Below are 19383 nucleotides of genomic sequence, written 5' to 3'. Positions count from 1 at the left end.
CCGAGAGAACGGTATTTTTGATATGCAATTGGATGTCTCTGTTATCTTCAAAAAATACCGCAGCTTTAGCGCAGTAAAGTCCGCATCCGTCTAAGGTTATTTTCTTGCTTTTTGTTATGGTAGCCGCCTACAAAATCGAGCATATCGATCTCTATATTGCCGATATCACCGTTTGATCGTAAAAACTCTCTATCCGTCAAATCTTTGGCGTCCGTTATGGTCGCGTCTCCAATGGCTATACTTCAAATGATCTTCGGACCGCTCGGTGTCTACATCAATCTTGATGACGATATCGCCACGCAAGCGGCTATTGATGGTGGAAGCGAGTATTCCCAAGAGGAGATCCAGCTGTAACCGGCTGCTATTCCTGCCGAAGAGTCCCAGAGCTGCTAGATGAGGTCGGTTTGGGTGACGAGCACGCCCCCGAACACGATATCGATCGGACCGTGTTTGAAGATTCGAAATTGAACGTGCCCCGCCGTCTCTTGTCGGAACGTGATGTCCGTGCCGAGATCTAGTTCACCCAGCCGGAGGACTTTACTTTCCATGACCTTTGTGCCGTCGCCGTCGGTCGCCTCAACAACGATATAGGCAGCGTCTTGGGTGAACGGAGCATCAGCCTCCGGAGCACTTTTCAAGCTGAGCTCGAAACTGGCGTGGAATTCGCCCCGGGGCAGTTCGGAATATGGACCGTAGATTACGCATCCGTCTGACCCTCCCGATCGCGCAACGATCGAGTGATCGCCTTCGCGGACCACATCCATACCCAAACGGAACGCGGCAGGTGGAAATGAGAGGTGCTGCGGCGAGGCGTATCCCTTGAGGCCCTCGATCAACATGCGGACTGCAGGGGACTGATCCACTCGACAATTTTCGCACGCCTTTTTACTAGCCCATTCACCACGCCGGAATGACTCAGCAAGCGCCGATCGCCTTTCGCCTCCGAACACCGCGGCGAGCGTCTGATTTGCCAGGTTGCCGAACACCATCGATTTAGAAAAGTCACGACAGCATGGAACGACGTCACCATTCCAGTCTATGAAAACGTTCGCCTGCAAATCGTTCGGGCGACATGACTCTGCTGTCGGTGCGAGAGCAATATCTCTGAATAACCCTTCCGGACGGCATCCACTCGACAAGGTTCCCGGGTTTAGATAATCGCTGTTTCTCCCGCGGTCGAACAGATCGCTAAGACTGAAGAACGAGTTGATATTTTCCTTGTGTAGGGGGGCGGTGAGCGAGATATGATCGCGCTGCTTTTCATCTGCCAAATCGAGCAAGGCTTGAATCTTTGGGAAGACTTTCGCTGCCTTCAGCGGACGCATCATCTTGTTATATACGACTGGATCGGCCGACTCGACATGGACCGAAATGTGGTCAAGTAGAGTTATCATTTCGGCATGCTTGGCCGGGTCGAAAAGCGCGCAATTCGTTGAAAGAGATATCCTGCAATCGAGGGTTTGCCGGATATAGCGGAGGCGTTCGATTAAATGCGGATCATCCAAAGGTTCTGCGAATAGGGCGAAGCAGATTTCACCCGTAAATCCGCCTGCGCGCAGATCATCAATCAGCCGCTCAAACATTTTGATGTCCATGCGCCCGCTCGGCATGCGCATACCGGGTTTGTTGGTCGGGCAATGAATACATGAGGCATTGCAAACGCCTGTCGTACCAAGATGCAATCGCTCAACTTTGGTTAAATCGAACGGTTTGACAGCGGGCTCGAAAAAATCCTTACGACAGATTTTGCTGCTGGTGGCATCGACAATCGTCAGTCGTCTCAACAGCGTTGTTTCACAATTTGCGCTTACCTCCCCACTTATCTCGAGCACTCCGTGTTCGACGACGTCGAAAGAAATCATGCTTTCGTCCGACCGGCGCGGGTTATCCTTGGTCGCGCTGAATTCGTCACGGCCTATCTCTTGGCCGCTCTGCGCGTCGCGGACTATAAGCGTGATAATCTCGCCCGAGGCTTTTTCGGATTGGCAGACGTGGATGCGCGCCGCGTATCGACCTGCCGGCAAGGTGATGAACTCGCTGAAAAAGCGACCGCCCCAGTTTTCCACATACGGTGAGCTTCGTTCACGAAAAGGCCGGTGGAGGCGGTGATTGCGTTCGATGCGCACGTCGAGGTACTCCGATAGGCATGAGGATGACTCAAGCTGCTGCGTTCACAATCGCGAGCCTTGTTGCGTCATCGTTCACATTGTCGCAACAGAGATTTCCTCTTTTGGAACGCAAGCGCCGGCGGCGCAGAAATGCACCGGATTTACCAAAAGATTTCAAGCTGGTGCGGACGGCGGGACTCGAACCCGCACACCCTGAGGGCGAGGGATTTTAAGTCCCGTGCGTCTACCAATTTCGCCACGTCCGCGCGGTCCTCGTCCAAGCGCACCGCGCGCGCGGCGTCAACCCATTCAGACGTTCAAATTGGCGCGCATTTCCTTGCCGGGTTTGAAATAGGGCACGCGCTTTGCGTCGACGTCGACCAGTTCGCCAGTGCGAGGGTTGCGCCCGGTGCGCGCATCGCGTGCGCGGGTCGAGAAGGCGCCGAAGCCGCGCAGTTCGACACGCCCGCCAGCCGCAAGCCGCTTGATGATTTCGTCAAAAAAGGTCGTGACCAGAGCCTCGATATCGCGGGGCGACAAATCGGGATTTTCGGCAGCCAGTGTCTGCACCAATTCTGATCGTATCATCGTACGCGTTCCTTACCCCCAAGCCTCGCCCGAGCGGACGAAATGGCCGCTTCGGCTTGATCTATAGCAAGCCTAGCATGGGGATAGGTTGAAAACGACGGAAAAAAACGAAAGGGGCGCCTTCCTCCCGGAAAACGCCCCTTCGTCATCCTAAAGTATTACTTCTTGGCGTCGGCACCCTGCGCCTTGAGCGCTGCACCGAGGATGTCACCCAGCGACGCGCCCGAGTCGGACGAGCCATACTGCGCAACCGCCTGCTTCTCTTCGGAGATCTGCATCGCCTTGATCGAGAAGGTCGGCTTCTTCGAGCGGTCGAAGCCGGTGACCATCGCATCGAACTTCTGGCCGGTCTGGAACCGCTCAGGACGCTGCTCGTCGCGATCGCGGCCGAGGTCGGTGCGCTTGATGAAGCCCGTCGCGCCGTCGTCGCCGACCTGCACTTCGAGACCCGCGTCGCGGACTTCGAGCACGGTGACCGTGACGATGGCGTTCTTGTTGAGGCCCGATGCCGCTGCCGAGATGCCGCCAGCGGCAACGCCGCCTGCTGCAGGGGCACCACGCTCGAGCTGCTTCATGCCGAGCGAGATGCGCTCCTTCTCGGCGTCGATGTCGAGCACGATGGCTTGAACCATCTCGCCCTTGCGATGCAGGTTGAGCGCGTCCTCGCCCGAAACGCCCCAGGCGATGTCGGACATGTGGACCATGCCGTCGACGTCGTTGTCGAGGCCGATGAACAGACCGAATTCGGTCGCGTTCTTGACTTCGCCTTCAACGGTCGAACCGATCGGATGCGCTTCGGCGAAGGCCTCCCACGGGTTGCTGATCGCCTGCTTGAGGCCGAGCGAGATGCGGCGCTTGTCGGGATCGACCTCGATGACCACGACGTCGACTTCCTGCGAGGTCGAGACGATCTTGCCGGGGTGAACGTTCTTCTTGGTCCACGACATTTCCGAAACGTGCACCAGGCCTTCGATGCCCGGCTCGAGCTCGACGAATGCACCGTACTCGGTGATGTTCGTGACGCGGCCGGTGAGCTTGGCGCCGACCGGATACTTGGCGGCTGCACCTTCCCACGGATCGCTCTCGAGCTGCTTCATGCCGAGCGAGATGCGCTGCGTGTCCTTGTTGATGCGGATGATCTGAACCTTGACGGTATCGCCAATGTTGAGAACTTCCGAAGGATGGCCGACGCGCTTGTAGCTGAGATCGGTGACGTGCAGCAGGCCGTCGATGCCGCCGAGGTCAACGAACGCACCATAATCGGTGATGTTCTTGACGACGCCGTCGATGATCTGGCCTTCAGCCAGCGACAGGATGAGGCCCGAACGCTGCTCGGCGCGGGTCTCTTCGAGGATCGCGCGACGCGACACGACGATGTTGCCGCGCTTGCGGTCCATCTTGAGGATCTGGAAGGGCTGGGGGATGTCCATCAGCGGGGTGACGTCGCGCACCGGGCGGATGTCGACCTGCGAACCCGGCAGGAAGGCCACGGCGCCGTTGAGGTCGACGGTGAAGCCGCCCTTGACGCGGCCGAAGATGACGCCCTCGACGCGTGCCGTCTTGGCGAATTCGGTTTCGAGCGTGTCCCATGCGGCTTCACGGCGGGCGCGGTCGCGCGACAGCATCGCTTCGCCGTGCACGTTCTCGACGCGGTCGACGAACACTTCGACTTCGTCACCGACCTTGAGATCGGCCTTCTGGCCCGGCATCGCGAATTCGCGAAGCGGAACGCGGCCTTCGGACTTCAAGCCGACGTCGATGACGGCCAGATCGTTCTCGATTGCGGTGACGGTGCCCTTGACGACGCGGCCTTCGAAGCTGTCGGCACCGCCGAGAGTCATTTCGAGGAGGGCGGCGAAATCGTCGCGGGTTGGGTTTGGCTGAGTGGCCATAAAGGGATCAGATCCTAAATCATTGTTCCGGCCAGCCGGTTGTCTCCGGCGGTCTTGGCCTATGTGTCGGAACAGCCGAATGCCGGCCCGACATCCGCCGATGGACGTTCACGGGGGCGGGCAACTCGCTAAATGCGAAAAGGGCGCGAGAGGACATGCCTGTCGCGCCAGCCTCCGCGAGCACCGCTCGCCGGACGGGCGTTCTTTAGCGCAAGCGCGCGGAGGGGGCAAGCTGGCGATGCGCCCCTGGGTCAGTGCTGGCGTTTCGACTCGACGATATCGATCGCACGCTGCACCGATGCCTCGATCGACAGGAAGCTTGTGTCGAGAAATGCCGCGTCGTTGGCGGGCACCAGCGGTGCGTTCGAGCGTGTCGAATCGCGCAAATCGCGGGCGCGGATGTCGGCAAGCACCTTGTCGATGCTGATCAGTGACCCGTGCGACCGCAGCTCGGCATGACGGCGCTTGGCGCGGATGTTGGGCGTGGCCCGCACGAACAGCTTGGCGTCGGCGTTGGGCGCGATGACCGTGCCGATATCGCGCCCGTCGAGCACCGCGCCGCCCGGTTGCTGGGCGAAGCGCTTCTGCCGCTGGAGCAGCGAGGCGCGCACGAGCGGATGCGCCGAGACGACCGACGCCAGCGAGCCGATCGCATCGCTGCGCAGCAGTGGATCGTCGAGCAACGAATCATCGAAATCGCATGCGGCGACCGCGTCGGCCTCGACCGACGGGTCGAGTTCGAGCCGCTGCACGTTTGCCGCGACAGCGCGATAGAGCAGCCCGGTGTCGAGATGCGGCAAGCCATAATGCCGCGCGAGCGCCCGCGCGATCGTGCCCTTGCCCGAGGCGGCGGGACCGTCGACTGCAATAATCATCGACGTTTAACCACGATACGTACCAATCCAATGAAAGCGATTGCGGCCCAAGCCAGTTCGAGGGCAAGCGCGGGGAGATTGTAGTTCACCACGAGCGACAGCGCGAGTAGCGACGCGCCCAGAAAATTGAGCCCGTTCGACAACAGGTTCGGTGCGGCATTGCGGAGCGTCTGGTACGCGAAGCCGGTCAGGATGACGATCGCGCCGACAAAGCCGATCAGATCGGCGGTATGCGAATCAATCATGCGTCGCCGCTCTGCAACTGCGCGATCTGGTCGAAGAAAGCGGGATAACTCGTCGCCACCGGCGACGCGTCGTCGAGCGTGATCCCGGCGCCCGCGCTCCCCTTGCGGCAATGCAAAGCCGCCACCGCCATACTCATCGCGATGCGGTGGTCGAGCAGCGTCGCGATTGTCGCGCCGCCGGGCAGCGGATCGCCGCCGGTGCCGTCGATGATCATGCCGTCCTCGACTTCCTCGACGCGCGCGCCGGCGGCGCCGAGCGCGGCGGCCATTGCGGCGATCCGGTCCGATTCCTTGACGCGCAGTTCGTCGGCGCCGCGCGCGATCGTGCGACCGGTCGCGAAGGCGGCGGCGACGAACAGCGCGGGATATTCGTCGATCATGCTTGGTGCGAGATCGGGCGGGATCTCGATGCCAGTCAGGGCTGCGTGGCGGACGCGCAGATCGGCGACGGGCTCGCCGCCGACTTCGCGCGGATTCTGCTCCTCGATGCTCGCACCCATTAGACGGAGCGCGGTGAACAGGCCCGCGCGGGTCGGGTTGAGCCCGACATTCTCGACCACGACGTCCGATCCCGGCACGATCGTCGCGGCGACGACGAGGAACGCGGCGGAGGAGGGGTCGCCCGGCACGACGATCGCTTGCGACCTGAGCTCGGCCTCGCCGGTGATTTCGATGATGCGGCCTTGCGGCGACGGCTCGACCGTCACGGTCGCGCCGAAGCCGCGCAGCATCCGCTCGCTATGATCGCGCGTCGCGATCGGCTCGATCACGCGCGTGATCCCGGGGGTGTTGAGGCCGGCGAGCAGGATCGCCGACTTCACTTGCGCCGAGGCGACGGGGAGGGTGTAGGTGATCGGGATCGCGGGGCACAGGCCGCGCAGCATCAGGGGGAGGCGACCGCCCGGGCTCGACGTCACATCGGCGCCCATTTGCGACAGCGGGGTGATGACGCGGCCCATCGGTCGCTTCGACAGCGAGGCGTCGCCGATAAAGGTGGCGGTGATCGGGTGGCTCGCGACCAACCCCATCAGCAGCCGCGTCGAAGTCCCCGAATTGCCCATCTCGAGCGCGGTCGCAGGCTGGAGCAGTCCGCCGACGCCGACACCATCGACGTGCCACACCGCATCGTCGCCGCGGCGGATCGTCGCGCCCATCGCGCGCATCGCAGCGGCAGTGGCGAGCACGTCCTCGCCCTCGAGCAGCCCCTCGATCCGGCTCGTGCCGACCGCAAGCGCCGAGAGCATCAGCGAACGGTGGCTGATCGACTTGTCGCCGGGGACGCGGACGCGCCCCTTGAGCGGCCCGGATGGTTGGATTTCGCATGGGATAGGCGTAGGGTGTGTCATCGGGGCCGCGCTTTGACAGCGCGCTTGCGCTATGGCAAGGCGCGCACCACTTTGCGGCCCTTCGGGTCGCGAGACCCAATTCCTATCAGCCCAGGGCCGCAACGCCCGTCGGCCCAACAAAAGGTTCAATCGGCATATGATCCAGCCGGAATGGGGCACGAAGCGTACGTGCCCGAAATGCGCCACCCGTTTCTACGACCTCGGCAAGGACGATCCCGTCACCTGCATCAATTGCGGTGCGCATTGGGAGCCCGAGCCGATCCTCAAGTCGAAGCAGCCGCTGCCGTTCGAGCAGGCCAAGCCCGAGCTGGTCAAGAAGGACGACGATCTCGCCGGCGACGACGAGGATATCGACACCGGTGAAGACGAGGAGCCCTCGCCCGACGACGAAGTCGATCTCGGCGGCGACGACGATCTCGGCGTGGAAGCGCCGCAGAGCGAAGACGAGCATTGATCCACAGCTAATTGATGTTTTTTCTGGCAAGCGACACTCAGACCGCTTGCCAAGGGCGCGTCGCCTCGGTAGGGGCGACGCCTTCCCGCAAAGAGGTCCCGGTTTCGGGTCCTTCTTTCCAGAATACGATGGGGCCGTAGCTCAGCTGGGAGAGCGTTCGCATGGCATGCGAAAGGTCAGGGGTTCGATCCCCCTCGGCTCCACCATTCTTCCCCAAGCGATCGATGTTTCTCGCTTGATGGCGGTGGGCCCGACCCCCGTCTCAAAAACTTTCAATCTATCGTAGCGTTCGTCGCAACTGCGCTTCTCGTCCCGATGTCGGTGCGTTAGGCGCGACGGTGTCGTGGCCCGCTCCTCGTGCGGGCCTGTCGAAGTGTGGAGTTCCGAGTATGCGTCGTAAGCGTCCCGAGGGGATCAAGGATTATACCGGCCCGGCGGGCGGCTGGGGGGCGCTCAAGGCGGTCGCGGTCTCGCTCAAGGCGCAGCAGATCGTGTCGCAGGGCGCGCAGACGCTGCTCAAGTCGAACCAGCCCGACGGCTTCGATTGCCCGAGCTGCGCCTGGCCCGACCCGAAGCACTCCTCCTCGTTCGAATTTTGCGAGAACGGCGCCAAGGCAGTCGCATGGGAATCGACCGCTAAGCGGATCGGCGGCGATTTCTTCGCGCAGCATTCGGTCTCCGAGCTGTGGGAAAAGACCGATCACTGGATCGAGGATCAGGGCCGCGTCACCGAGCCGCTGCGCTACAATGCGGCGACCGACCATTATGAAGTCGTCGGCTGGGACGAGGCGCTCGCCGAGATCGGTGCGGGTCTGGCCGCGCTCGAGGATCCCAACCAGGCCGAATTCTACACCTCGGGGCGCTGCTCGAACGAAGCCGCGTTCCTCTACCAGCTGTTCGCGCGGCTGTACGGCACCAACAATTTCCCCGATTGCTCGAACATGTGCCACGAGGCGACTTCGGTCGGCCTCCCCAAGTCGATCGGCATCGGCAAGGGCACCGTCAGCCTCGAGGATTTCGACCATGCCGACCTGATCCTCTCGATCGGCCACAATCCCGGCACCAACCATCCGCGGATGATGGCGACGCTGCGCGACGTGGCGCGGCGCGGCGGCAAGATCATCGTGTTCAACCCGCTCAAGGAGCGCTCGCTCGAACGTTTCGAATCGCCGCAATCGGTGGTCGAGATGGCAACCTTGTCGGCGACGCCGATCGCGACGAGCTATTTGCAGGTCAAGGTCGGCGGCGATGCTGCGGCGCTTAAGGGCATCGCGAAGGCGCTGGTGGCGCTCGACACGCCAGAGACGCCGGTGCTCGACCACGCCTTTATCGCCGAGCATACGGCGGGCCTCGAGGCGTTCCGCGCCGATCTCGATGCGACCGACTGGGCCGCTATCGAGCAATCGAGCGGCCTCGCGCGCGCCGATCTCGAGGCGGTCGCGCAGATCTATGCGCAGTCGAAGGCGACGATCTGCTGCTACGGCATGGGCATCACGCAGCACCGCACGGGCACGAGCAACGTCCAGCAAATCGCCAACCTGCTGCTGCTGCGCGGCAACATGGGGCGGCCCGGCGCGGGCATCTGTCCCTTGCGCGGCCACAGCAACGTCCAGGGCGACCGGACCGTCGGCATCACCGAACGGCCGAGCGCGGCGTTGCTCGACAAGATCCAGGACGTATTCGGCTTCGATCCGCCGCGTGCCGATGGGCATTCGGTGGTTGAAAGCATCGCTGCGATGCGCGACGGGACGGCCAAGGCGATCGTCTGCCTCGGCGGCAATCTCGCGATCGCGTCGTCGGATCCGCAGGCCTGCGCGCAAGGCTTCCGCAACATGGACCTCGCGGTCCACATCACCACCAAGCTCAACCGCACGCATCTGCTGATGGCCAAGGCGAGCTACGTCCTGCCGTGCCTCGGGCGCACCGAGCGCGATACGCAGGAGGATGGCCCGCAAGCCGTGACGGTCGAGGATTCGATGTCGATGGTTCACGCCTCGCGCGGCTTCCTGATGCCGCCGGGCGAGAATGTCCGCTCCGAACCGTGGATCGTCGCGGAGATCGCCAAGGCGACGCTCGGCGGCAAGGGCGCGATCGATTGGGACGGCTATGTCGCCAATTACGACCGTATCCGCGACAAGATCGAGGCGGTGTTCCCGGCGTTCAAGGAATACAACACGCGCATCCGCGCGCCAGGCGGCTTCCACTTGCCCAATTCGGCGGCCGAGCGCGTCTGGAACACCGATACGGGCAAGGCCAATTTCATCGTCGCCACGGGCGTCGAGGAAGACGAGACGGCGCGTGATCCAAGCGTCCTGCGGCTGACGACGCTGCGCTCACACGACCAGTACAACACCACGATCTATGCCCTCGACGATCGCTATCGCGGCGTGTTCGGGCGGCGCGACGTGCTGTTCCTGAACGCGAAGGAGATCGCCCGGCTCGGCTTTGTCGAAGGCGATGTCGTCGACGTGACGACCGCGCTCACGTTCAAGCGCGACGACCGGATCGTCCAGGGGCTGATGCTCGTCGAGCATGCGCTGCCCGATGGGTGCTGCGCGTCCTATTACCCCGAGACACAGCCGCTGATCGCGCTCGAGGACCATGATCCGCAAAGCCTGACCCCGTCGTACAAGTCGGTGCCGGTCCAGATCCGCAGCGCGGGAACCAAGAACGCGGCGGACCGTATCGTTGCGCGGGCGGGCGTTGCCGGCCGCAAAATCTCTGTGAAAGCGTAAAATCCATGTATGCACCGACGGTAACCGGCTTCGCTGATCGCGCCGCCGCCGAAGCCGCTTCGATCCGCCGCTCGCCGCTGGGCTTCTTCGTCGGCGCGATGCTGGCGGGGGCCTATATCGGCATCGCGATGATCCTTGCCCTCAGCACCGCCGACGCATTGCCGGCCGGCGTGCGCCCATTGGTGATGGGCGCGACCTTCGGGCTCGGGCTGATCCTCACCGTATTCGCCGGGGGGGAGCTGTTCACCGGCTATGTCATGTATCTCGGCTTCGGGTTGATGCGGCGCAGCGTCAGTGTGGCGGACGCCGCCTTGCTGATCGTCGTGGTGTGGATCGGCAATCTGGCGGGCGCGCTGTTGCTTTCGGCTATCTTCATCGCGGGCGGTGGGGGGTTGGTGTTCGCCAATGCCGCGACGATGTTCAACGCCTATGCCGCGCACAAGGTCGAGGCCGATGCGACGGCGTTGATCGCGCGCGCGGTGCTGTGCAACTGGCTGGTGTGCCTCGCAATCTGGACTGCGGCGCGGGTGACGGGCGATGCCGCCAAGAGCCTCGTCATGGCGTGGGTGCTGCTCGCGTTCGTTGCCGCCGGGTTCGAGCATTCGGTCGCCAACATGACCGCGCTGACACTTGGCCTGTTCTCGCCGGGCGAGACGATCACGCTGGCGCAAGTGTTGCGCAATCTGGCGTTCGTCACGCTCGGGAACGGGATCGGCGGGTTGCTGTTCGTGGTCGGCGCCTATGGCCTTGCGGCAAAAACCGACGCGCCGATGGCGCGCCAGTAATCGCACAGCGTCAGGCCGGCCCGGCGTCGATCTTGATCCGCAGCAGCTCGTAGGGTTTGCGCCGCAGATCCTTGCCCTTGTGGAAGCCGGGCTGGCGGTGGAGTTGGTTTGCGGTGAAATACAGATAGCCGTCGGTGCCGATCGACAGCGTGTCGGGCCACAGGATCCGGCGGTCCTTCGCGATCGTCTCCCACTTTCCGTCGGCGAGCCGGCGGATCGCATTATGCTCATAGTCGCCGCCATAGATGCGGCCGCGCGAGTCTTCCGCCAGACCGTCGGAGGCGCCCTTGAGCCCGAGATCGCGCACGGCGGCCGAGAGCTTTGCCGGGTCGACGACGGGATCGCGCAGCAAGGCGGTCGGGACGGCGTAGAGATGGCGGCTCGACAGCGGTGAATAATAGAGCGTCGCGCCATCGGGCGAGAGCGCGATGCCGTCGGCGGCGACCTTCCATGGCTTTGCCGGACTATCGGCGGGGCGCGTCATCACCGGCTTGCCTTCGACGACGGGCGCGAAGGCGGGGTCGGGCATCGTCGTCGCATCCCCCGACAGCCGGCGGACGGCGGCACCGCTCGCCAGATCGACGACGATGATCGCGCCGGGGCCGGTCACCGAACTGTCGGTGATATAAGCGACGCCCGCGATCCCCTGGCGCAGATCGAAGCGCTCGTCGTTGAGGTAGGTCGTCGGCAGCACGACGTCGGGGCCGAGTACGATCGTCTGCACCACGCGGTCGCGCGCGAGATCCACCGCGACGAGCTTTGCACCGCCTGCGATCGGCGCCGCGAAATTGGGGGCGGCGGTGTCGAGGATCCACAAGCGGTTCGCGCTGTCGGCGACGACGCTTTGCACGCTGATCAGCGTTTCGCCCGGGCGCGCGGGATCGGCGTGGTTGATCGCCTGGTCGGGATAGGCGGTGACGACACCGTCCTTGAGCTCGCCGACGGTGAAGCGCGGATTGTCGCCCCACTGCGGATAGTTGACGAAGATCCGGCCGTTCGCCGCGACGGTGACGCCCGTCGGCATCGCATCGCCGAAGGTCGCGACGCGTTCGACCGGCGACGAGGATGGCGACGGGGACGGGCGCCGCGCGAAGGCGCCGATGGCCGCGGTCGCGACGAGCGTGATCGCGCTGGCGCGTAGCGCGGTGCGGAGCAGGGACCGGCGCGTCATGGCGCGACCTGCTTGACCGGGCGGACGAGGATTTCCTCGACCAGCACGCGCGGCGGCTGCGCGAAGGCGTAGACCAGCGCCTGCGCGATATCCTCGGCCTGGAGCGCGTCGAGCGATTCGCGACGCTCGCGCATCGTTTCCTCGGGGACGTTGTGGCCCCATTCGGTCCACACCGCGCCGGGCTCGATCAGCGAGACGCGAATGCCCGCATTGCCGACTTCCTTGCGCAGCGCATCGGCAAAGCCGACCACCGCGAACTTGGTGGCGTTGTAGACCGACCAGCCGGCGATCCCGTACCGCCCGCCGACGCTCGACACGATCGAGACCATCGCGCCCGCGCGGCCGTGCATCAGCGGCAAGGCGGCGTGGGTGCAGTTGAGCACGCCATAGAGATTGGCGTCGATCTGCGTTTTCCAGTCGTCGGGATTGCTGTCGGCGAACGCGCCGTTGACGCCCATGCCGGCATTGTTGAACAGCAAGTCGATCCCGCCGAAGCGCGTCTTGACCGCGGCGACCATCGCCTGGACCGCCGCCAGATCGGCAACGTCGGTTTCGATCGCCATCGCGCTCTCACCGATCTCTGCGGCAAGCGCGTCGATCCGGTCCTTGCGCCGCGCGACGAGCACGACCTGGGCGCCTTCCTTGGCGAGCAGCCGCGCGGTGGCTTCGCCGATCCCGCTTGAGGCGCCAGTGATGACGGCGACCTTCCCGGTCAGATCCTGCATGTCCATCGCGTCACTCCTTCGCGCCATGGCCGCGGCGGCCAGCGTGTCGGTGTAACACGCCGGCGCTGTGGAAGTTGCGCGAGGGACGGCGTCGGAACGCCGCGAACAGCGTCAATCAGACTTGATGGTGGTGTGATCGGAAGGACTAAGCTGCATCGCGATGGGGCATGGTCCAGATGGCTGCATCGCGGCCGCGCGGTTGATCTCGAAGCGATCGCGGTGGCCGAGCAGCATCGTCTCGATCGCGGTAAAGCGCGCGTTACGGTTGCTTGCCTGTCCCGGTGCGGCGGCATCGGTCGCGACGAAGCGGCTTCCCCACGCGTCGGCGAGGGCAAGCGCTTGCTCGACCTGGAACGACGGATCGCTGATGACGATCGAGGGAAAGGGCAGGCGGCAGGCAGGGCCGTTCTGCATCGCCGCCGCGGCCGCAATCTGATCGAATCCGACATGCAACGGCGTTTGGAACAGCGCACCGCTGATCGCCCGCAAATAGCTGCGCGGCGAAAGCTGCGCCCACCACGCCACCGCGCGACACGCGATGCCATGCGCCAGGATGACGACGGGGGCCTCGTGCCGCGCAAACACGGCGTCGAGGTGGAGCGCCCAGCGTCCATTGTGGAATTTCGAGAGATCGAGCTCGATCCGAGCTGGCAATGCCGGGGCGGCGGAATCGCCTTTCGCCGTCACCACGATCGGGACGGGACGCTCGGTCGGCGACTCGAATGCAAGCGTCATGGCGGCTCTCCTCTTGCAGAAGCGCAGTCCGGTGCGACGATCTCAGCGCGCCGACTCGGAACACGCCCCCCAACACGCGAGCGTATGCGCATCGCCTAAACCGGCAAGAGCGGAAGCGCTGGAAGGCGTCTGGAAAGCGCCCAGCCGAGCAACGAGCGGTGCACACGGATCGAGCGGCATTGCACGACCGGATAGCCAGCGGGGATCGCGTCGACTGGGCCGCGGACGGGCTGTAGCGGCTAGATCGCGACGAGCGCGTCGATCGCGCCTTGCAGGATGTACGCAGCGGCCATCTTGTCGACGAGTTCGGCGCGCTTGGCGCGGCTCGCATCCTGCTCGATCAGCGTGCGCGTAACCGCGACGGTCGACCAGCGCTCGTCCTGCAGGAAGATCGGCAGGTCGAGATCGGTCATGTTGCGCGCGAACGCCCGGCTCGACTGGCTGCGCGGGCTCTCGCTGCCGTCGTTCAGATTGAGCGGCAGGCCGATGACGATCCCCTTCACCTGCTGCGCCGCGATCATCTCGGCGAGCGCGAGCTTGTCCTTCTGGAACTTGGTGCGGCGGATCAGCAACGCGGGCGAGGCGAAGCTCCACCCGGCGTCGCACAAGGCGGTGCCGATCGTCTTGGTGCCGACGTCGAGCCCGATCAGCCGACCACCAGCGGGAAGCGCGCCACGGAATTCGGTGCGATCGGTCGTGATCATTTCGCGAAGACCGCCAGCCGTCGTGCCGCATCGGCGCGGACGTTCGCCCAGAACAGGCTGTAGTCGTAGACGTGGTAGTTGTTGCCCGGCAGCACGTAACCGCCGAGTTTGGGCGGATCGCCGATCAGCAGGAGCCCGCGCGAATCGCAGCGCGCAGGAACCTGGCCCACGACGATCGTCGCGCTCGAGAGATCGGCGGAGGGAACGAGCGTGCCGAGATTGGCGATCGCGGGTGCGGTCGCATCGGGGGTTCCGGTCAGCGGATTGGTGCAGATCATCGGGGTGCCGCGGCGCGGCGTGCCATCGCTGCCGCGACTGGCGTTGTAGGTGTCGAGCACCAGCGACGGCTCGGCGGGTTCGGCGAAGCTCTCCCACGACTGGATGCAGCCGGCCTGATCTGCGCTGCGGCATTCGGGCAGGCCAAGCTTGGGCAGGTCGACGCTGCGCGAGACCGGCCAGCCGACGACATAGGCGGCGACGATCCGCTTCTGCAGCGGCGTGCCAGCGATCTTCTCGCGCAGCAGCCGCAGCAGGTGCAGCGCGCCTTGGCTGTGGCCGGCGAGGATGATCGGCCGGTCGCCCGCTTGCGCGACGAACGCGTCGAATGCCGCCGCGACGTCACCATAAGCGAGGTCGAGCGCCTTGGCGGCATTATCCTGCGTCGTCAGGAACGCGCCGAAGGTCGCCTGGCGATAGCGCGGCGCCCAGATCGCGCCGACGGCGTTGAACGCGCTGGCCTGGCCGCGCAGGAACAGCTCGGCGCGGGCATTGGCCTCGGCATCGTCGAGCGGCGCGTTCCAGCGCGAACGGTTGAGGAACGACGTCGGGTGGATGAAGAACACCGCCGCGCGCGTGTCCTTGGCGGGCGTGTAGCCGGGCGGAAGCCATAGCGCCGGATTGCCCGGCTTGTCGGGGCGCGCGAGCCACATCTCGGCACGGCGGTACGCAGCGGCGGGCTGGCGCGGCTCGGCGATGAAGGCGGCGCGCGGGATCATCGCCAGCTTGATCAGCTCGGTGCCCCAGATCGCATAGGCAAACGCACCCGCGATCACGATCACGATCAGCACGGTGAAGATGTAGAGAAACTTGCGCGCCAAACCGGTCGACCTCCCACGGCATGGCGCGGCGGTGCCCATGCAAGCGTGCTGCGGTTTTCCGTGCCGCAGGATCGCCGCGCTTGCAATCGCCTTGGTGCTGGCGTTGGTGCGGCCACGGCGCGGGGGAGCGATGCGATGAACGAAAGTCCGGGATTCGAACGCGATACCCACGGCTGGCCGTTGCGGGCGATGCTGCTCGCCGTGGTCGGCGCGCTCGCCGCGCTCGCGGTGCAGCAGCTGCTCGACCGCGGCCCTCACTTTCCCGTAATCGACCCGGCGGCGTGGCGAATCGCGCTGACCACCGCGATCGGTACGGGGGCGGTGACCTTCGGCTTCGCGCTCGAGCGGCGGCGTTGGTATTGGGCGGCGGCCTTCGGGATCGGCATCGGCGCGGTCGCGGGGCTGATCGTCTATTGGAACGGTGGCGGCTGGGGCGCGTGGTACAGTTGGCGCGGCGCGAGCCTGTTCATCGCGATCGCGATCGCAGTGCCGCTGTTCCAGACCGCGCGCGATCATGGTGCGGTGCGCTTCCCGTATGCCGACGTGCATGGCGACGCATGGACAAACGTCGTGCTGTGGTGTGCCTGCTGGCTGTTCACTGGCGTCGCATTCGCGCTGGCATGGCTGCTCGCCGCGCTGTTCGACTTGATCGGCGTGCATGTGCTGCGCGACCTGCTGCGCCACGACTGGTTTACCGCGCTGCTGGCGGGCGCGAGCTTTGGCGGATCGCTCGGGTTGCTGCGCGAGCGCGACGGCGTGCTGCGGCTGCTCCAGCGCGTGGTGACCGCGGTGCTCGCGGTGCTTGCGCCAGTGCTCGGCGCGGGGCTGCTGGTGTTTCTGCTCGCGCTGCCCTTCACCGGGCTCGACGCACTGTGGGAGGCGACCAAGTCGACCACGCCGATCCTGCTCAGCTGCATGATCGGCGCGCTGATCCTCGCCAATGCGGTGGTCGGCAATGGCGCGGGCGAGGAAGCGACCCATCCGGTGCTGCGCTTCGGCGCGATCGCGCTGGCGCTTGCGGTGCTGCCGCTGGCGGTGATCGCTGCGATCGCGACGGGATTGCGGATCGCGCAATACGGCCTGACGCCCGACCGGCTGTGGGCAGCCGTGTTCGTGGGGTTCGCGAACCTTTACGGCGTTGCCTATCTCGTCGCGGTGCTGCGCGGGCGGTTGGCGTGGAGCCGCTATGTGCGGCCGAGCAATTTGCGGATCGCGTTCGTCGTCGCCGGTGTCGGGCTGCTGCTCGCCACGCCGCTCGCGAGCTTCAACGCGCTCGCGACGCTCGACCAGGTCGCGCGGCTCGAATCGGGGCGGGTTGCGCCCGCGAAGTTCGACTGGGCGGCGCTGGCGTTCGATTTCGGTGATCCCGGCAAGGCGGCGCTGCGGCGGCTCGCCCGCTCGGCGACCCCGGGCATCGCGGCGCGCGCGAAGGACGTCGCGACCAAGACCAACCGCTGGGACGTAGCGAGCGTCGACCGCGCACAGGCCGACGCCGATGTGCTCGTCAAACGGCTGCGCGTGGTGCCCGTGGCGGTGGCCGTGCCATTCGCACTGCGTAAGGTGCTAACCGACTGGCAGGGCTGCAGCACCGATGTCAAAGACCGCTGCTCCTTGCTCTATGATCCGGGCTCTTCCGAAGCTGTTGCAATATCAGGGGCTTGCGTCGATCAGCTGATGGCGCCGCCGAAGGTAGAGACCTCTCGCCGCGATCCTGCACCCGCATTTCAGTCGGCGTGCGGCCCCACGCGCTATCGGCGCACCGGCGAGACCTGGGCGCGGATCGACACAAATACGCGCGCGCCGCTGAGTGCGCCCGAGCGCGCCGCGCTCAAGGCGGGCGATGCCGCGGGCAAGGTCGAGATCCGCGCCGTGCCCGCGCGCCGGGTGTTCATCGGGGGCGTTCCGGTCGGCGATCCGTTCGAATAGGTTGCGCAAGGCTCGGGCGCTCTGCTAGCCGCAAGCCATGCCAGTCACCATCGCTACCGTCAGCAAGATCGCGAGCCTCGCCCGCATCTCCATCACCGAGGAAGATGCCGTGCGCATCGCGCCCGAGCTCGAAAACATCATGGGTTGGATCGAGCAATTAAGCGAGGTCGACACGACCGGCGTCGCGCCGATGACCGCGGTGATCCCCAACCACCTCCGGCTGCGCGACGACGTCGTCAACGCCGACCCGCTGACCGGCGGCGGCATCCGCGATGCCGTGCTGGCCAATGCTCCCCAGGCCGAGCACGGCTTCTTCACCGTGCCCAAGGTGATCGAATGATCCGCGCCATCGTCGCCCCGGCGCAGGCCGGGGCCGCCGCGTTCGTCGCGAGCGGCCTGCACCACAACGAAGCGGCCCCGGCCTATGCCGGGGCGACGGGAATGACCGTATGACTGACCTCACCGATCTCGGCGTAGCCGCCATCCGCGACGGCGTCCGCGCCGGCACCTTCTCCGCGCGCGAAGTCGCCGAGGGGTTCATCGCCAACGTCTCGAAGGCCAAGGCGCTCAATGCGTTCCTGGTCGAAACCCCCGACCACGCGCTCGCCGCCGCCGATGCCGCAGATACGGCGCGCGCTGCGGGCGAGACGCTCAAGCCGCTCGCCGGCGTGCCGATCGGGATGAAGGATCTGTTCTGCACCAAGGGCGTGCCGACCACCGCGGCGAGCTTGATCCTCGAAGGCTTCGTGCCGCCGTACGAATCGACGGTGTCGGCCAATTTGTGGGATGCTGGCGCGGGCATGCTCGGCAAGCTCAACATGGACCAGTTCGCGATGGGCTCGTCGAACGAGACCAGCGCATTCGGCAACGTGATCTCGCCGTGGCGGCGGAGCGACGGCGGCAACGCGCCGCTCGCGCCCGGCGGGTCGTCGGGTGGTTCGTCGACGGCGGTCGCCGCGCGGCTGTGCCCGGCGGCAACCGGCACCGACACCGGCGGATCGATCCGCCAGCCGGCCGCCTTCACCGGCATCAGCGGCATCAAGCCGACCTATGGCCGCTGCTCGCGCTGGGGGACGATCGCGTTCGCCTCGTCGCTCGACCAGGCCGGGCCGATGGCGCACGACGTGCGCGACTGCGCGATCCTGCTCGAGGCGATGAGCGGCTTCGATCCGAAGGACGCGACCTCGCTCGATCTGCCAGTGCCCGCGTGGGAAGCCGGATTGTCGGGCGATCTCAAGGGCAAGCGGATCGGTATTCCCAAGGAATATCGCGTCGACAATATGCCCGCCGAGATCGACGCGCTGTGGCAGCAGGGGATCGACTGGTTGAAGGACGCCGGCGCGGAGATCGTCGAGGTCTCGCTGCCGCACACCAAATATGCGCTGCCGGCCTATTACATCATCGCGCCGGCCGAAGCCTCGTCCAACCTCGCGCGCTATGACGGCGTGCGCTACGGCCTGCGCGATCTGCCCGAGGGGGCAGGGCTGCAGGACATGTACGCCGCGACGCGCGCCGACGGGTTCGGCGACGAGGTCAAGCGCCGGATCATGATCGGGACATATGTCCTGTCGGCAGGGTTTTACGACGCGTACTTTACACAGGCATCGAAGGTCCGCACGCTGATCGCGCGCGATTTCGAGCTGGCCTGGGCGAAGTGCGACCTGCTGCTCACCCCGACCGCGCCATCCTCGGCGTTCGCGCTGGGGGAGAAGTCGGCCGACCCGATCGCGATGTATTTGAACGACGTCTTCACCGTGCCGTCCTCGCTGGCGGGTTTGCCGGCGATGTCGGTGCCGGGTGGCCTCGACGGCGCCGGGCTGCCGCTCGGCCTGCAGATCATCGGCAAGCCGCTCGACGAGCAAGGCGTGCTCAATGCCGGGCTTGCGCTCGAGCAGCGCGCCGGGTTCACCGCACGTGCCGAGGCGTGGTGGTGATCGCGCTCTTCTTTACTTCGGGCAAAGAAGGGCAGGGCGTCGACACGCTCAGCCCGAACGGAA

General features: G+C 65.2%; 17 protein-coding genes and 2 tRNA genes. 7 read left to right on the top strand and 12 right to left on the bottom strand.

Annotation, left to right across the window (positions count from 1 at the left end):
* Window positions 1-389: 389 nt before the first annotated feature.
* From ABIB28_RS01880 to aroA, 7 genes are all read right to left on the bottom strand, one after another.
* Window positions 390-2126, bottom strand: a complete 1737-nt coding sequence (locus ABIB28_RS01880; RefSeq protein ID WP_354285953.1) for a radical SAM/SPASM domain-containing protein — start codon at window positions 2124-2126, stop codon at window positions 390-392.
* A gap of 162 nt (window positions 2127-2288) precedes the next feature.
* Window positions 2289-2374: transfer RNA gene (locus tag ABIB28_RS01875), tRNA-Leu, on the bottom strand.
* A gap of 43 nt (window positions 2375-2417) precedes the next feature.
* The gene (locus ABIB28_RS01870) at window positions 2418-2696 is read right to left on the bottom strand and encodes an integration host factor subunit beta (RefSeq protein WP_133188652.1); all 279 of its coding nucleotides are present in this window, start codon (window positions 2694-2696) and stop codon (window positions 2418-2420) included.
* Window positions 2697-2854: 158 nt separating this feature from the next.
* Window positions 2855-4588, bottom strand: coding sequence for a 30S ribosomal protein S1 (gene rpsA, locus ABIB28_RS01865; protein ID WP_133188650.1), 1734 nt, complete (start codon window positions 4586-4588; stop codon window positions 2855-2857).
* Window positions 4589-4839: 251 nt separating this feature from the next.
* Complete coding sequence (gene cmk / locus ABIB28_RS01860; protein ID WP_354285950.1) at window positions 4840-5463, bottom strand: (d)CMP kinase; 624 nt, start codon at window positions 5461-5463, stop codon at window positions 4840-4842.
* Window positions 5460-5708 (bottom strand): CBU_0592 family membrane protein, encoded by a 249-nt coding sequence (locus ABIB28_RS01855; RefSeq protein WP_322163541.1) that lies wholly within the window; start codon window positions 5706-5708, stop codon window positions 5460-5462. Before ABIB28_RS01855 ends, cmk begins: the two co-directional genes overlap by 4 nt.
* On the bottom strand, window positions 5705-7054 hold the full coding sequence (gene aroA, locus ABIB28_RS01850) for a 3-phosphoshikimate 1-carboxyvinyltransferase (protein ID WP_354285947.1): 1350 nt from the start codon (window positions 7052-7054) through the stop codon (window positions 5705-5707). The genes ABIB28_RS01855 and aroA overlap by 4 nt, the downstream gene beginning before the upstream one ends.
* Window positions 7055-7190: 136 nt before the next feature.
* Here aroA and ABIB28_RS01845 point away from each other — a divergent pair, with 136 nt between their 5' ends.
* The 4 genes from ABIB28_RS01845 to ABIB28_RS01830 all read left to right on the top strand — a co-directional run bounded on the left by ABIB28_RS01845 (window position 7191) and on the right by ABIB28_RS01830 (window position 11028).
* On the top strand, window positions 7191-7508 hold the full coding sequence (locus ABIB28_RS01845) for an FYDLN acid domain-containing protein (protein ID WP_133191968.1): 318 nt from the start codon (window positions 7191-7193) through the stop codon (window positions 7506-7508).
* Between the two features lie 130 nt (window positions 7509-7638).
* Window positions 7639-7714, top strand: a tRNA-Ala gene (locus ABIB28_RS01840).
* 183 nt (window positions 7715-7897) lie between these two features.
* On the top strand, window positions 7898-10243 hold the full coding sequence (locus tag ABIB28_RS01835) for an FdhF/YdeP family oxidoreductase (protein ID WP_354285945.1): 2346 nt from the start codon (window positions 7898-7900) through the stop codon (window positions 10241-10243).
* A 5-nt stretch (window positions 10244-10248) separates the two neighbouring features.
* A complete protein-coding gene (locus ABIB28_RS01830) occupies window positions 10249-11028 on the top strand; it encodes a formate/nitrite transporter family protein (protein WP_133188640.1) in 780 nt (259 codons plus the stop codon).
* A 10-nt stretch (window positions 11029-11038) separates the two neighbouring features.
* On the opposite strand, the gene ABIB28_RS01825 is transcribed toward ABIB28_RS01830, so the two are convergent.
* The 5 genes from ABIB28_RS01825 to ABIB28_RS01805 form a co-directional block, all read right to left on the bottom strand.
* A complete protein-coding gene (locus ABIB28_RS01825) occupies window positions 11039-12199 on the bottom strand; it encodes an L-dopachrome tautomerase-related protein (protein WP_354285942.1) in 1161 nt (386 codons plus the stop codon).
* Window positions 12196-12930: an SDR family oxidoreductase gene (locus tag ABIB28_RS01820; protein WP_354285940.1), complete on the bottom strand. Its 735-nt coding sequence runs from the start codon at window positions 12928-12930 to the stop codon at window positions 12196-12198. Before ABIB28_RS01820 ends, ABIB28_RS01825 begins: the two co-directional genes overlap by 4 nt.
* 105 nt (window positions 12931-13035) lie before the next feature.
* Window positions 13036-13659, bottom strand: a complete 624-nt coding sequence (locus tag ABIB28_RS01815) for an alpha/beta hydrolase (RefSeq protein WP_354285938.1) — start codon at window positions 13657-13659, stop codon at window positions 13036-13038.
* A gap of 239 nt (window positions 13660-13898) precedes the next feature.
* Window positions 13899-14363 carry a Holliday junction resolvase RuvX gene (gene ruvX / locus ABIB28_RS01810; RefSeq protein ID WP_354285936.1) on the bottom strand — a complete coding sequence of 155 codons (465 nt, stop codon included), beginning with the start codon at window positions 14361-14363 and terminating at the stop codon, window positions 13899-13901.
* Window positions 14360-15460 carry a DUF3089 domain-containing protein gene (locus ABIB28_RS01805; protein ID WP_354285934.1) on the bottom strand — a complete coding sequence of 367 codons (1101 nt, stop codon included), beginning with the start codon at window positions 15458-15460 and terminating at the stop codon, window positions 14360-14362. The genes ruvX and ABIB28_RS01805 overlap by 4 nt, the downstream gene beginning before the upstream one ends.
* 135 nt (window positions 15461-15595) lie before the next feature.
* On the opposite strand from ABIB28_RS01805, the gene ABIB28_RS01800 reads away from it, so the two are divergent.
* From ABIB28_RS01800 to gatA, 3 genes are all read left to right on the top strand, one after another.
* Window positions 15596-17386, top strand: coding sequence for a DUF4153 domain-containing protein (locus ABIB28_RS01800; protein ID WP_354285932.1), 1791 nt, complete (start codon window positions 15596-15598; stop codon window positions 17384-17386).
* Between the two features lie 37 nt (window positions 17387-17423).
* Window positions 17424-17726 (top strand): Asp-tRNA(Asn)/Glu-tRNA(Gln) amidotransferase subunit GatC, encoded by a 303-nt coding sequence (gene gatC / locus ABIB28_RS01795; protein ID WP_354285930.1) that lies wholly within the window; start codon window positions 17424-17426, stop codon window positions 17724-17726.
* Window positions 17727-17835: 109 nt separating this feature from the next.
* Window positions 17836-19320, top strand: coding sequence for an Asp-tRNA(Asn)/Glu-tRNA(Gln) amidotransferase subunit GatA (gatA, locus tag ABIB28_RS01790; protein WP_354285928.1), 1485 nt, complete (start codon window positions 17836-17838; stop codon window positions 19318-19320).
* Window positions 19321-19383: the final 63 nt, after the last annotated feature.

It is taken from the genome of Sphingomonas sp. UYEF23 (assembly GCF_040546165.1).
Taxonomy (GTDB): domain Bacteria; phylum Pseudomonadota; class Alphaproteobacteria; order Sphingomonadales; family Sphingomonadaceae; genus Sphingomonas; species Sphingomonas glacialis.
This window is presented reverse-complemented; position numbering and strand designations above follow the sequence as displayed.